The following is a 14,862-nucleotide window of genomic DNA, read 5'->3' on the forward strand; positions in this document are numbered from 1 at the left end:
GGGGATATGGATGGAAGGCTTTTTAAAATGTAGAGATGAGGTTAAACTATACTATAAGAAGGATATACCAGAAGGTGCAATTGCAAATATAATTATAAATCATGGGTTTGCAGAACATTTGGATCGATATGATTATGTAACTAGAACTTTAAACATTGCAAAGATTGGAGTATATAGATATGATCTAAGAGGACATGGCAGAACGCAATCTCCTAAGGGACAAATCGATGATTTTATGCAGTTCGTATCTGATGCAGATGGAGTTGTTGATTTAGCAAAAAAGGAATATCCTGATTTGCCCCTATTTATGCTTGGACACAGTATGGGAGGTTTTATAACATGCCTATATGGGATAAGTAAGCCAGATAGACTACAAGGACAAATATTTTCTGGAGCAGCAGTTAGGAGACTTCCTATAGCTAAAGGCATTAAAGGAGATTTATTTAAACTATTAAATGTTTTTGTACCTAATATGAAGATAAAAAATGTGCTTTCTGAAGATACATGTAGCGTTCAGCAAGTTGTAGAAGATTATAAAGATGATCCATTGGTGCTAAAGGAATCTACATTAAATTTTCATGTACAGTTTGTGATTAAGGGTACTGATTGGATTAGAAAAAATATAAAAAGGTACAATTATCCTTGTCTAATAACTCATGGTGAAAATGATAAAATTGTTCCTAAAGAGGCATCCATATATTTGTATAATAGTATATCTTCTAAGGATAAAGAAATTAAGATATATGATGATCTTTATCATGAAATATTGAATGAAAGAGAAAAAGACAAAATTTTGACTGATATAATAAATTGGTTGTATAAAAGAATATAATAAAATGAGGCGATAGAATTGTTATTAATGGGGATATTATTTTTGATATTAGGATTATTTTTTATACTTGGTGAAAACTATAAAGTAAAAAGAGAAAATGAAGAAATAACTTTTGTGGAAAAAGATGTAGATAGAAATAGCGGATTTTTTAAATATAAGATATTTCTTGGAATACTTTCCATAGTTTTGGGAGTATTCTCTATTATTAACCATATTGTTTATTAAAGGGTGTTCCTATGAAAAGATGTAATATAATACTAGTATTGGTAATAACTTTAATTTTAATATTTAGTGCAAATTCCTATGCAACTGAAGATAAGACAATATTAATTCTGTTGGATGAATTAAGTTTGAATGAAATTCAAAATATTGTTGATAAAGACTTCGGAGTAGGATTTGTAAATATAAGAACTAGAGAGCCCTATGGAAATGAGAGCTTTTATTTTTCTACTGCTTTAGGAAGGAAGATAGGAGTTGAATCAAAATATTATAGAGGACTTTATAAGGATCAAGATGGGAGAATAAACATAGCTGGATTCAATGATATGTTTGATAGCATATCAAATGGAACGGAAAACATGGAAGATGATTTAATAGGAGAGAAACTAAAAGATGAAGGTATATCTTATATAGGAGATAATTCTTCAGCTATTGTTGCTGCAGATAATCAAGGACATGTTAAGTCAGGAGAAATAGAGATAGAATATAATAAGGAATGGTTGATTGATAAAACTAATCTTCATCTATCTGATTCAAATATACTTGTGTTATCTTATGATATAAACCAGTATAATAATAGAATTACTCTATTAAAAGATTATATAAAGGAATATAAGGGTACTAATATTATGATCGTATCAGAAGAAGTACCCCAAGATATGAATAATATTATAAATAATCATTTAACACCCATATTATATATAAACAGCGGCAATAATGGGATTGGTACTAGTTCTTCTACTAAAAGGGAAGGCTTTATGGTTTTAGAAGACATTTATGGAGAATTGTTGTCCATTTATAATAAGAATGATGGCCCTATAATAGGTAATAAAATAGAAATCGAGGAAAAAGAAGATAATATAGATTATGCAAAAAATCTATTTCAAAAGACTAATAATTTAATGTTAATAACATATATTTTTCATGGACTTTTATACTTTGTACAATGTTATTGTGCGTATTTAATATATAAGAATAAATATGATAAATTGGAAAAAGTTCACTATTTAAATATATTTATTATAATAAACATTGTTGTTAGCCTGTTGATGGGAGCGTCAAATTATCATGTAAATATTGTATTGTATTTATCCATAAATTTATTGATATCCTATATAATAACTTCATTTATGTATGATAGAGAAACAAATATTATAGGATTGTTTTCCACTATAACATATGCACTAATAATTATGATGACTGTATTTTTTCCAGAAAATATTTATAATTTCTATATAGGTTTTAATAATCTATTCTATGGAGCCAGATACTATGGATTTAATAATGGAATGATGGGAGTAGTATTAGCTAGTTCTATAGTAAGCTATCTCTTTATTAAGGATTTAATAAAAAATGACTTTGTATCTAAATTAATATTTTTATTCTTTGCATGTGTAGATATTTTAATTCTTTCAGCTAGATTTGGGGCCAATACAGGAGGTTTTTTGGCTGCCTTAGTGTTGTTATTAATTATAGTATATACAAAGTTTTTAAAAGGAGAAAAAGGTATAAAGATTGTGATGATTTTAGTTCTAATGGGAGTTGTAATATTCAGTCTAAATATGTATTTCGATTTTCTCAATGGACAGAAGTCCCATGCTATAAACTTCTTTATAAGGATCAGCCAGAATGGAATTACAGAACTTTTGAGTATGATTGGAGTAAAAATAATGGAATTGGTCAAGTTTACTCTATTACCACCTTTTAGCATAGTAATAGTTGCTCAATTAGTTTCCTTAAAATTCTTATCTCAAAGTGTTGATAAAAATTTTATAAAGGAGACGAGTATTATTTTTTTTATAGCAGTAGTAGCATTTTTAATCAATGATACTGGTAATATTGCATTTATATTCATGTGTCACTACCTTATTTCTCTATTAGTAAAGAAATATTTAGATATCAATATGGATATTAAATGATAAATATTTAATAGAGCGCAGAGTACTATATTAGATAAAAAAGAAAGAAATAATAGAGTTACTTATTCAGCTTTATCTAATATGGAAAAGGATGAAGTACAGGATCTATTATTAATTTTAGAAAAACTATGTAAGAATTTAAGAGGGGGGGCGTATAAAGAGTTGGTTAGAAAATTTATTTCATATTATAAACCACACAAAATATTATTTTTCATTGATATGTTCTTTGCTTTTTTAATTTCGGCAATAGATTTGATATTCCCAATGATTTCTCGACAAATAGTTAATGATATAGTTCCAAATGGGAGAATGGATCTTTTACTTAGATGGACAATAATATTACTAGTATTGTTTATCGTGAGGTATATAAGTAATTATATAGTAGCTTACTGGGGGCACGTTTTAGGCGTATACATTGAATATAATATGAGAAAGGAATTATTTGCTCACTTACAAACATTACCTTTTAGTTATTATGACAACACAAAAACAGGACATATTATGTCAAGATTAGTAAATGATTTAAGAGATGTAGTAGAACTAGCTCACCATGGACCAGAAGATCTATTCATTTCTTTAGTTATGCTAATTGGTTCATTTATTCTTCTAATGAGTGTGGAGTGGAGATTAACTTTAATAATATTTGCCTTTATTCCATTAATAATTTGGTTTGTTTTAAGAAAAAGAGTCAGGATGCATAATGCATTTAAAAGAGTTAGAAGAAAGATTTCAAATATAAATGCTTATTTAGAAAACAGTATTTCAGGAGTAAGAGTTGCGAAGGCGTTTACAAATGAAGATTATGAAATTGATAAGTTTGATTATAGCAACGATGAGTATAAGGAATCAAGAAAAGAATCCTACAAGGTCATGGCAGAATTCATGGCTGGTATCAATATTACCACAAATATACTTAATTTAGCAGTCATAAGTATAGGTGGATATTTTGTTTATAACGACTTTATACAAGTAGGGGACTTGCTTGCATATACTATGTATGTGAACTTCTTCATGCAACCGATAAGACGATTATCCAATTTCATGCAACAATATCAGGAAGGTATGACTGGATTTGAAAGATTTATAGAGATAATGGCCATTAAGCCGGACATTATAGATAAGAAAGATGCCGTTGAACTTAAAGATGTAAAAGGACATATTCAATTTAATAATGTCTCATTTAGTTATACCAATGGCAAAGATAGAGTATTAACAGATATAAATATGGATATTAAACCAGGAAAAACTGTTGCATTGGTGGGACCATCTGGAGCAGGTAAAACAACTCTCTGTCATTTGATACCTAGATTTTATGATATCAATAATGGGGAAATTTTATTGGATAGTAAGGATATAAGAGATATTAAAATAGAATCTCTTAGAAGAAATATAGGGATAGTTCAGCAAGATGTATTTTTGTTTACTGGGACAGTAAAAGATAACATAGCATATGGAGATCCAACAAAGTCTGAAGAAGAAATAATAGAAGCTGCTAAATTAGCAAGTATTCATGAATATATTATGACTTTGCCTAATGGTTATGATACCTATATAGGAGAAAAAGGTGTCAAACTATCAGGGGGTCAGAAACAGAGATTATCCATTGCTAGATTATTCTTAAAAGACCCACCAATTTTAATACTAGATGAAGCAACATCTTCATTGGACAATCAGACAGAAATGTTGATACAGGAAGCATTAGAAAAGCTATCAGAAGGAAGGACTACTCTAGTAATTGCTCATAGATTGTCTACTATTAAAAATGCAGATGAAATAATTGTATTAACTAATAATGGAATTGAAGAACGGGGAACCCATGAAGAGCTATTGAGTAAAGATGATATATATGCTGAATTATATAGATCTCAATTTAAAGATCTTGATGATTAAAAGATGTAACAGAACAATCTCTCCATGCATATTATATATTGAATATGTATGGGGAGGTTTTATTTATGGATATAAATTATCCAGAATTATACTATAGGGTTTATCCGAAAGTTATGGATTCAGTAAACGGATATCTTAGCAACAATCCAAATCCAGAAAATATTTCAGATGATGTGTTAGAGTCCTTAGTAGATGAAGTTTATGAAAAAATGGTAGAAGAGTGCCCAGAGATAGACGAAGATCCTATAGAAAGAAGGGGTAGATATCGTTCTCTTCAAAGACCTTTTTACGGCAGACGAAGATTGGTTAGAGATATAATAACCATAATACTTATTTCAGAATTATTAAGAAGGAGAAGACCTTTTATATTTGAAAATGGATATGGTTACTGAGAAAAGCTAGGCTAATATTGGTCTAGCTTGTTTTTTGTTTTGTAACCCTTTTGTAATTCATTTTTACTGGGTATATAGTATTCTATATATAGAAGCAATGACAACATATGATATGTTTCATCAAAAGGAGGATGAAAATGAACAAATCAAAGAGAATTAAGACAAAAAAATTTAATAAAAGATGTTTTACAGTTATTCTATTAATCATTATTTTATTTTTCACCTCTTACAAGTATAATGAAAAGATGGATTCTGATATAATTGAAGCAGAAGATGCTAATGTAGGTGTGGAAGATCAATCTAGTCAGTCGACAGTACCAGAAAAGGAAAAGGAATTGGGAGAACAAAAACAGCAGCAGAATCAAGGATCAAGGGAAGAAATAGAACAGCAAGCAGATCAGGAAAAGAAATCTATGGGAAATAATAAAGTAGCATATTTAACTTTTGATGATGGACCATCAGAAACTATAACATCTCAGATACTTGATATTTTGGATGAATACGATGTAAAAGCCACTTTTTTTGTAATTGGGAACTTAGCTGAAAGGCACCCTGATATGTTGAAAAGAATAGATGAAAATGGACATGCTATAGGAAATCATACTTATACTCACAAATATAATGATATATATAAGAAACCCTCTAATTTTATAAAGGAGTTAAAAACCACAGAAAAAATATTTAAAAATATATTAGGCGAAGATTTTGAAACTAAAATAATGAGATTTCCTGGAGGATCCTTTGGTGAAGGAAAGGCAGTATATAAAGAAGCAGTAGAGAACATGGGTTATGAGTATATAGATTGGAATTCTCTAAACGGAGATGCAGAAGGTCATAATATTCCAAGCAATAGATTGATTGAAAGATTTAAGAGCACGTTCAAAGGACAAGATGAACTTGTTGTACTGATGCATGATACAGATGCAAAGAAAACTACACCTAAAGCATTGCCAGGTATAATAGAATTTTTAATCGATAATGGTTATGAATTTAGTACTTTTGAATAATTTTTAACTGGAGGTCATTAAAGTGGATTTAAAAAGGAAAATTCTCATAGTGGAAGATGAGGAGCCTATTAGAAAACTTATTAAAATTAATTTGGAAAGGGAAAAATTCATTGTTACTGAAGCGGAAACTGGAGAAAAGGCACTAGAAATTGCACAAACTGGAGATATTGATGTGGTAATACTGGACATTATGCTACCAGGAATAGACGGATTTGAGGTATGTAAAAAGCTTAGGAATAAATTTTCTACTATAGGAATAATAATGCTTACAGCTAAATCTCAAGATGTTGATAAGATAATGGGATTGGAGTATGGAACAGATGATTATATGGTAAAACCTTTTAATCCAATGGAGCTAATACTTAGGATAAAATCTTTGCTTAGACGAATGGATTCAGCTAAAGAAGATAATAAGGATGTAATAGTTGATGATCCTTTTAAAATAGATAAGTATTCGAGAAAATTCTACAAAAATAATAAACATATAGAGTTAACTCCAACTGAGTATTCAATAATGAAACTCTTTATTGAAAATCCGGGGAAAGCATTTAGTAGAGATGAAATATTAAATTTGATATGGGGCTATGACTTTATAGGAGATACTAAAATTGTTGATGTGAATATTAGAAGATTGAGATCAAAAATTGAAACTGATTCGAAAAATCCTTATTATATTGAAACGGTATGGGGAGTAGGATATAGATGGAGAAGTGAAAAGGAACACGCAGGTGAACATAATGAATAGTAGTATTAATAAGAGACTAGTAGGAAATTTCATGTTGGTAATCATTATTACGGTTCTTATAATAGAATTCTTTTTATTTAATGCAATCAGAGATTATTATTATAAAAGTGTAGAAGAGATACTTTCTAATCAGATTACCTTTTCGACAAATCTCTATTCTAGATACTTTTCTTCGGATACATTGGAGGATGTAATTATAGATGATGTAAATGTATTTTTACAACATACATCTGCTCAAGTACAGATACTTGATCGCGATGGAACTATTTTAATGGATTCGATAGGAGCTGTTCATTCTATAGACAGTATAAATACAAGTGATGTACTTAAAGCCATAGAAGGGGATACAGGCACTTGGATCGGAGATGTAGAATATGATACAGAACCTGTAATGGCAGTTTCCCATCCTTTAATTATAGATGGAGAAATTGTTGGAGTTTTAAGATTTATTTCTTCTTTAAGAGAAACAAATCTGGTGATTAATGGTATATATCAAACACTGTTATTAATAGGTGTTATAGTAATAATAATATCTGGACTGGTTAGTATATTTTTATCTAATACCATAACTCAACCCTTAAGGGAAGTAACAACGGTAGCGGAAAAGATGGCTGATGGTCAACTGAAGATAAGGTCTAAGAAAAGATTTAATGATGAAATTGGAAAACTTTCAGACACATTAAACTATATGGCGGAGGAGCTCATAAAGAAAGAACAATTAAAAAATGATTTTATATCCTCAATTTCTCACGAGTTAAGAACTCCATTGACTTCCATAAAGGGTTGGGCAATTACTCTAAAATCAGATAAATCAAATGATGATGAATTGCTAATGGATGGATTAAATATAATTGAAAAAGAAAGCGATAGACTATCAACAATCGTAGATGAATTATTGGATTTTTCAAGGCTTGTATCGGGAAGGATTACTGTAGAGAAAGAGGAAATGAGTATAATAGGTTCTATAAAACAAATAGGTAAACAATTAAGACCAAGAGCCAACGATAAGAATATTAAATTTGATGTATCTTTCGAACTGGATTTGCCTAATATAGTTGCTGATGAAAATAGGATAAAGCAGGTTTTAATAAATTTGCTGGATAATGCATTGAAATTTACTCAACAGGGAGGAAAAGTTAGTCTGGAGGCATTAAAGGACAATGATAATATTTTGATAAAGGTAAAAGATAATGGATCAGGTATACATGAAGAAGATATTCCATATATTACAGAAAAATTTTATAAGGGGAAAAATAGTAAAGCTAATAGTGGACTAGGACTTTCCATATGTGATGAAATTGTAAAATTGCATGGAGGTTCTATTGAAATAAAGAGTAAATTAAATCAAGGTACAATGGTAATTGTATCCCTACCAATAAAGGGAGTGACACAATGAAAAGAAAGATTTTGATCATATTGGTGACAATAATTATGCTTGTGTTTACAGGATGTAATGTAGACAATTTGGAGATATCTGAAAATATTACAACACCAAAGAATAATAATTTGCCTATTTCGGGGGAATGGGTTGTAGAGGATTACAGATTGAGTACCATTAGTGGGATGGATGAAGAAGATGCTAAATCATATTTAGGTATGGAAGCTTTATTTCACGAAGAATTAGTTTGTCTAGGCGATGAATATTGTTTAGAACCTTCATTTAAAATAAAAAATGTAAATGCTGAAGATTATCTAAAATATCATTTTAAAACAAATCCAGAATTATTGGACATTCAATTAGAAGAAATTCAAATAATATCCATAACTGGACCAGAACATTTCATTAATGAATTTATCAAAGTATCTGAGGATGTTATAATAACAAATATTGATGGTACATTCTTTTATTTAAAAAAGGTAGATGAAGAGGTGGATAAAGAAAAGATCAAAGCTTTAAAAGCTCCAAAAGAAATAACATTAAAATCCACACAGGTTTCTGATGAAAATGATTTAAATTCTGGAATTCTTTTAGGACTTAAATCTTTAGATTTAGATACTAGCAAAAGTGGATTAGAGAAGTGGCATTATAGAACAATATTTATTAGAAGTCATAATAAAGACACAGTAAGTGTTAGTGAAATGGAAGGTATATTATTGCCTAGAATGACAGGATTTTGGAAAATCGAAGTAAACAGAGAAAATGTTGATGACAAAGTTAACGATGATATAGTTGCCTATCCTATAGACAAAACAGTGGATTCGGAAGCTGAAAGGAAGGACCAAAAGAAAGAACAGAATAATGATAAAGAGCAAGATAAAATAAGAGAATTAAAGGATGAAAAAACCATAAAAAACATATTGTTTGTAAGCAATAATTATATCTCTATAGAAAACATTTATCATAGGAATAAAGGGCAAAGATATTTGGAATTTTATCCTGTTGACAATATAGATAACAATACACCTATAAAATTATCAGATATTATGGGTGAGTCTGGTAAAGAAGCCCTAATAGAAGGCTTTAATAAGGATATAATTTCTAGGAATGAGGAATATAAGAATAGCCTAGTAGATATAAATCCAAAAGAAGAGAGTTTTGGCTTGTTTAGAAGAAATGGGTATTGGATGTTTAAAGGAAGAGTGAATTATATAAAAGAAGATAAATATATATATGAGGATTTCAATATTAATGCCTTCCCACCTGAAGAATTGGTAAGTTTCGATGAGCTTGCCATACCATGGAACGTAATAAAAACAGATGTGCCTGAAGCATTGGACGTATTTATATCTCCTAATAAAGATATTGCAGTCATTTTAACACATAATGAAATATTAGTTTATCAAATAAATAATGGGAAGTTAGAGGATGAGCCAATAGAGAAGATAGGTTTAAATTCAGCTGAAAAGGTAATAATGGCTGAATGGGCCGTGGGTAGATATCCTCAAATATGGGAAAGACAATTTACACAATAGAATAATGAAGTCATCTGAGGATATGAAAAAATATTCAGTTATAATATGCTGTAGCATTTCAATATTCTCAGGTGTTTTTTTTATTTTATAATAATTGTGAATATATTGAGAATTAGGCAACAATGTACTATAATAGAGTTAAAGTAGAACAAAAAATGGTAAAGAGGTGTTTTAACTGTTACTAATACTTTTCCAAAATCTAATCAATCGTGTAGGGATTATAATGGTATTAGCTTTTCTAATGACCAAAACTAAATTGTTTAGGAAGCTGGTTTCAAAACAAAATTTCAACTTACAGGACAAAATATTGTTATCATTTATATTTGGAATGATTGGTATAGTAGGAACATATATAGGGATACCAATTCGGGGAGCTATTGCAAATGCACGTGTAGTTGGAGTTTTTGTTGGAGGATTATTGGGAGGCCCCTTTGTAGGAATACTATCTGGATTGATTGCTGGTGGACATAGATTTCTAACAGATATAGGTGGCTTTACGGCATTTTCCTGTGGCTTATCGACGTTTGTAGAAGGTATTATGTCAGGGTTTTTGAAGAGAAAGATCGATAGCTCAGATAATAGAATCATATTTGTACTAATATCTGGAATCATAGCAGAAATTGCTCAAATGATAATAATATTAATATTTACAAAACCTTTTTCAGCTACTTTAGAATTAGTAAAGGTTATAAGTATACCAATGATAATAACAAATGGCATAGGTATAGCAATTTTTATAGCAATTATAGATAGTGTTCAAAAGGATTTAGAAACAGAGGCAGCTTATCAGGCGCAATTAGCTTTAAAGGTGGCCAATAAGACTTTAAAATATTTTAGAAAGGGATTAAATGAAGATACTGCATATGAAGCAGCAAAAATAATAAAAAACATGACAGGGGTGAAAGCGGTTGCATTTACGGATGAGGATAAGATACTGACTCATATAGGAACTGGAGAAGATCATCATCTACCTGGAAGCACAGTAAAAACTAATCTAACTAAAGAAGTGTTGAAGACCGGAAATTATGTAATTGCTAACAAAAAGGAAGAGATAAGGTGCGAACATAAAAAGTGTAAATTAAAATCTGCGATAATTGTACCATTAAAGGAACAGAATAAGGTTATAGGAGCTTTAAAGTTATACAAAGACGAGGAGAACTCAATGACCAAAGTGGAAAGAGAACTAGCTTTAGGATTAGGACTTATCTTTTCAACTCAGATTGAGCTTGGTAAAATTGATTATCAAGCTGAACTATTGGCTAAATCTGAATTAAAGGCATTGCAAGCTCAAATCAACCCACATTTTCTTTTTAACGCTATAAATACTATAATATCCTTAGTAAGAACTCAACCAGACAATGCAAGAGCTTTACTCATTCATCTAGGAAATTATTTTAGAAATAATCTCCAAGAGGAAACTAATGAAGTGGATTTATATAAGGAAATTGAAAATGTCAACTCATATTTAGAGATAGAAAAAGCAAGATTTGGTGATAAATTAAAGGTTATTTTTGATATTCCTGAAGACATTGACTGTTCTTTGCCTCCCCTTATATTGCAACCAATAGTTGAAAATGCAGTAAAACATGGGGTACTAGAAAGAGTAGAAGGTGGTACTGTATTGATAAAAGCAACAGATATTGAGTGGGCTACAGAGCTTATGGTTAAAGATGATGGAGTAGGTATTAGTGAAGAGTTATTGTCCTCTTTATTAAAAGGAAATAACAATACATTAAAGATTGGAATAAAAAATGTTAACGATAGACTAAGGACTAAATATGGTATAGGCTTTGGTCTAAATATAGAAAGTCAATTGGGTATAGGTACAACTGTTAAAATGTTAATTCCCAAAGAATTGAGGAGGGTAGAAACAGTATGATAAGAGCAATAGTTGTTGATGATGAAAGCCCTGCACGGGAAGAATTGATATACATGTTAGAAGGGTTTGATAACATAAAGATTATTGGACAAGCATCTCATGGACTACAGGCATTAGAAATGAATAAGGATTTAAAACCGGATTTAATCTTTTTAGACATAAAGATGCCTAAATTAGATGGAGTAGGTGTGGCAAGAAAAATTTTAAATGAAAATCATGTACCATACATAGTATTTGTAACTGCTTATGAACAATATGCTCTGAAAGCTTTTGAAGTAAACGCTATGGACTATATATTAAAACCTGTTTGTAAAGAACGATTGAGAAAAGGAATGAACAGGATAGTCAATAATATGAACATGGAAGGAAAGGTATATTATAATAAGCTGAACAAATTAATTGAAGATTTGAGTAATAAAGAAAATGAATATTCAAATAGAATATCGCTGTATCATAACGGTAAATTGATACCTTTAAGCTTAAGTGATATAGTATATGCTACTGTAGAAGGGAAGAGTGCTGTAATAATAACCAAAAAAGGAAAGTTTGAAACTAATTATACTTTAGGACAACTTCAAGAGAAACTAAGATCACAATGTTTTTTTAGAAGTCATAAAAGTTATTTAATAAATTTAGATTTAATTGAAACCATAGAGCCTTGGTTCAATTCGACCTTTAATGTAACGCTAAAGAATGTTAGTACAAAGATACCGGTTAGTAGAAGTCAATCAAAAGAATTTAAGGAAATTATGAATATAAGCTAATACAATGTACTTTATCTTTTAATAATGCATTTTACACTCAAATTTATGCATCTTATTCTAAAATTCCATCTCTACGTTCGATAACGTTATATAATTGAAGTACAGTGAATATATTTATTAATACATAACAAACACTTACAAGGGTGATAAGATGGACTTTAAACAATATCTGGAGATTATTGAAAAAAAACTACAAAACAATTTTGATATTGAAAAAAATTATAAAGTCGGGAATTATGAATTTGATCTATTCGCCGAGTATCACTTAAGAACGGAAAGGTATATATTGCTCAAGAAAACTGTGTTAGATGCTATTGAAAACAATGAGTATTGCTTTATTAAGTATTTTGACAATCTCACTCAGCAGTGTCTTCAAACATATATTAACATCTTAATTAGTTTTACTGATGAAATAGTAAATCCAGATGAAAGTCACATGTCCAGTATGATTACAGGGGTAATAGTTTTGGATGAACAGCCTAATATGGAGATTATCGATACTATAAAAAAATTTAAATATCAAAAGGGGTTTGCTTTTGGTTTTAAAGGATGGGTTGATATCCGATTAATTTTGGTTACTATGAATGATGAATATATAGTAACAAGTAAAAAAGGGAAGGAGGTTAGAGAGGTTTACGGTATTTAGCTTTTACCTAGTGTAGTAAGGGAAAGGAGATGTAATTATGAATGCATTGTGGTTAATGGTTGGCAGTATTATTATCTTTATTATTGCATATGCCACTTATGGTGCATGGCTCGCTAAAAAATGGGGAGTAGACACAAGCAAAAAAACTCCTGCTAATGAATTTAATGACGGAGTAGATTATGTACCGACTAGTAAAGCAGTATTATTGGGACACCATTTTTCTTCGATAGCTGGAGCAGGACCAATTAACGGGCCTATTCAGGCAGCAATATTTGGATGGGTACCAGTATTTCTATGGATTATAATTGGGAGTATTTTCTTTGGTGGAGTTCACGATTATGGTTCATTATTCGTATCTATACGTAACAAAGGGAAATCCATAGGAGAAGTAATAAATGACACTATGGGGAAAACAGGTAAAAAGTTATTCTCAATATTTGCATGGTTAACTTTAGTGTTAATCGTAGCAGCATTTACAAACATAGTTGCAGCAACCTTTGCATCAACACCTGCAGCAGCAACATCCTCGTTATTGTTTATAGTTTTAGCTATTGCTTTCGGACTTGCAGTATACCGAAAAGGAGTATCTTTAAAATTAGGAACTGTAGTTGGTGTTATTCTTCTATTCATATGTGTATGGTTAGGGAATGTATTCCCTATTCAATTAAGTGTAAATACATGGATAGTAATACTAGGAATCTATATTTTCATTGCATCTGTGGCTCCAGTATGGATATTATTACAACCTAGAGATTATCTGAACTCTTTCTTATTATATGCTATGATTATAGGAGCCGTAGTAGGATTAATAGTTTATAGACCAAGCATTCAACTTGACACAGTAACATCATTTAATGTAGGCGGACAATATCTATTCCCAATGTTATTTGTAACAGTAGCCTGTGGTGCTATATCAGGATTTCACTCTTTAGTAGGATCTGGAACTACATCCAAGCAAATTGATAACGAAAAGGATGCAAGACCTATTGGATATGGTTCTATGCTTGTTGAAGGTGTATTAGCAGTTGTTGCTTTGATAACTGCAGCTTATGTAAGCCAGGGAGAACTATCGACATTATTAGAAGGCGGACCTGTAAATGTATTCTCTGAAGGTGTAGGAGTATTTATGTCTAAGTTTGGCATTCCATTTGATGTAGGTAAAAACTTCGTAGCATTGGCAGTATCAGCCTTTGCATTAACAAGTTTGGATACCTCAACTAGACTTGGTAGATTCATATTCCAAGAATATTTTGAAGATCCAGATAAAGAACAACAATCAGTGCTTACTAATAAATATATTGCAACTGCTATTATTGTAATTATAGGTTGTATACTTGCAGCAGGTGGATATGCTAAGATATGGCCAATATTTGGTTCTGCAAATCAATTACTAGCAGCATTAGCATTGATGGCTGTAGCATTATGGTTGAAAAAATCAAAGAAGAGTTTCAATATGATAACCATTCCAATGATATTTATGCTTATAGTAACACTTAGTGCTCTTGTATTCTTAGTTAGAGATAACTTTATTAAAGCAAATTATATACTAGTAGTATTTCCGGTATTATTATTTATATTAGCTATAGTTTTAGCAGTGCAAGGGTACAAGATACTATTTAAAGAAGATACTAGTAAAGTAAGTCATTAGTAAGACGA

The 14,862-nt window shown here is 30.3% G+C and carries 13 protein-coding genes; all 13 read left to right on the forward strand.

All coding sequences use genetic code 11. The annotated features are described in order from the left end of the window. The first annotated feature begins 10 nt into the window (after positions 1–10). The 13 genes from K8M07_RS04470 (at position 11) to K8M07_RS04530 (ending at position 14,854) form a co-directional block, all read left to right on the forward strand. Positions 11–832, forward strand: a complete 822-nt coding sequence (locus K8M07_RS04470) for an alpha/beta hydrolase (protein WP_223376694.1) — start codon at positions 11–13, stop codon at positions 830–832. A 42-nt stretch (positions 833–874) separates the two neighbouring features. Then, complete coding sequence (locus K8M07_RS04475) at positions 875–1,057, forward strand: hypothetical protein (protein ID WP_223376695.1); 183 nt, start codon at positions 875–877, stop codon at positions 1,055–1,057. 11 nt (positions 1,058–1,068) lie between these two features. After that, positions 1,069–2,970: a hypothetical protein gene (locus K8M07_RS04480; RefSeq protein WP_223376696.1), complete on the forward strand. Its 1,902-nt coding sequence runs from the start codon at positions 1,069–1,071 to the stop codon at positions 2,968–2,970. A 162-nt stretch (positions 2,971–3,132) separates the two neighbouring features. After that, on the forward strand, positions 3,133–4,860 hold the full coding sequence (locus K8M07_RS04485) for an ABC transporter ATP-binding protein (RefSeq protein ID WP_223376697.1): 1,728 nt from the start codon (positions 3,133–3,135) through the stop codon (positions 4,858–4,860). 65 nt (positions 4,861–4,925) lie between these two features. Continuing rightward, on the forward strand, positions 4,926–5,252 hold the full coding sequence (locus K8M07_RS04490) for a hypothetical protein (RefSeq protein WP_223376698.1): 327 nt from the start codon (positions 4,926–4,928) through the stop codon (positions 5,250–5,252). A 137-nt stretch (positions 5,253–5,389) separates the two neighbouring features. Then, entirely contained in the window at positions 5,390–6,259 is an 870-nt protein-coding gene (locus K8M07_RS04495) for a polysaccharide deacetylase family protein (protein WP_223376699.1), read from the forward strand. Positions 6,260–6,275: 16 nt separating this feature from the next. Next, on the forward strand, positions 6,276–7,004 hold the full coding sequence (locus tag K8M07_RS04500; protein ID WP_411741953.1) for a response regulator transcription factor: 729 nt from the start codon (positions 6,276–6,278) through the stop codon (positions 7,002–7,004). Beyond that, positions 6,997–8,400 (forward strand): sensor histidine kinase, encoded by a 1,404-nt coding sequence (locus tag K8M07_RS04505; RefSeq protein ID WP_223376701.1) that lies wholly within the window; start codon positions 6,997–6,999, stop codon positions 8,398–8,400. The genes K8M07_RS04500 and K8M07_RS04505 overlap by 8 nt, the downstream gene beginning before the upstream one ends. Continuing rightward, entirely contained in the window at positions 8,397–9,917 is a 1,521-nt protein-coding gene (locus tag K8M07_RS04510) for a hypothetical protein (protein WP_223376702.1), read from the forward strand. The genes K8M07_RS04505 and K8M07_RS04510 overlap by 4 nt, the downstream gene beginning before the upstream one ends. Positions 9,918–10,140: 223 nt before the next feature. Beyond that, on the forward strand, positions 10,141–11,796 hold the full coding sequence (locus tag K8M07_RS04515) for a sensor histidine kinase (protein ID WP_223376703.1): 1,656 nt from the start codon (positions 10,141–10,143) through the stop codon (positions 11,794–11,796). Further along, positions 11,793–12,560: a LytR/AlgR family response regulator transcription factor gene (locus K8M07_RS04520; protein WP_223376704.1), complete on the forward strand. Its 768-nt coding sequence runs from the start codon at positions 11,793–11,795 to the stop codon at positions 12,558–12,560. The genes K8M07_RS04515 and K8M07_RS04520 overlap by 4 nt, the downstream gene beginning before the upstream one ends. Positions 12,561–12,711: 151 nt before the next feature. Beyond that, a complete protein-coding gene (locus tag K8M07_RS04525) occupies positions 12,712–13,206 on the forward strand; it encodes a hypothetical protein (protein ID WP_223376705.1) in 495 nt (164 codons plus the stop codon). 37 nt (positions 13,207–13,243) lie between these two features. Beyond that, positions 13,244–14,854 carry a carbon starvation protein A gene (locus K8M07_RS04530; protein ID WP_223376706.1) on the forward strand — a complete coding sequence of 537 codons (1,611 nt, stop codon included), beginning with the start codon at positions 13,244–13,246 and terminating at the stop codon, positions 14,852–14,854. Positions 14,855–14,862: the final 8 nt, after the last annotated feature.

Source organism: Schnuerera sp. xch1, from assembly GCF_019931165.1.
Lineage (GTDB): Bacteria > Bacillota > Clostridia > Tissierellales > Tepidimicrobiaceae > JAIOUP01.

What these genes read in the sequence shown, in the direction of transcription:
- K8M07_RS04470 (WP_223376694.1), top strand. Translation starts at nt 11, where the DNA reads ATGGAAGGCTTTTTAAAATGTAGAGATGAGGTTAAACTATACTATAAG.
- K8M07_RS04480 (WP_223376696.1), top strand. Translation starts at nt 1,069, where the DNA reads ATGAAAAGATGTAATATAATACTAGTATTGGTAATAACTTTAATTTTA.
- K8M07_RS04490 (WP_223376698.1), top strand. Translation starts at nt 4,926, where the DNA reads ATGGATATAAATTATCCAGAATTATACTATAGGGTTTATCCGAAAGTT.
- K8M07_RS04495 (WP_223376699.1), top strand. Translation starts at nt 5,390, where the DNA reads ATGAACAAATCAAAGAGAATTAAGACAAAAAAATTTAATAAAAGATGT.
- K8M07_RS04505 (WP_223376701.1), top strand. Translation starts at nt 6,997, where the DNA reads ATGAATAGTAGTATTAATAAGAGACTAGTAGGAAATTTCATGTTGGTA.
- K8M07_RS04510 (WP_223376702.1), top strand. Translation starts at nt 8,397, where the DNA reads ATGAAAAGAAAGATTTTGATCATATTGGTGACAATAATTATGCTTGTG.
- K8M07_RS04515 (WP_223376703.1), top strand. Translation starts at nt 10,141, where the DNA reads ATGGTATTAGCTTTTCTAATGACCAAAACTAAATTGTTTAGGAAGCTG.
- K8M07_RS04520 (WP_223376704.1), top strand. Translation starts at nt 11,793, where the DNA reads ATGATAAGAGCAATAGTTGTTGATGATGAAAGCCCTGCACGGGAAGAA.
- K8M07_RS04525 (WP_223376705.1), top strand. Translation starts at nt 12,712, where the DNA reads ATGGACTTTAAACAATATCTGGAGATTATTGAAAAAAAACTACAAAAC.
- K8M07_RS04530 (WP_223376706.1), top strand. Translation starts at nt 13,244, where the DNA reads ATGAATGCATTGTGGTTAATGGTTGGCAGTATTATTATCTTTATTATT.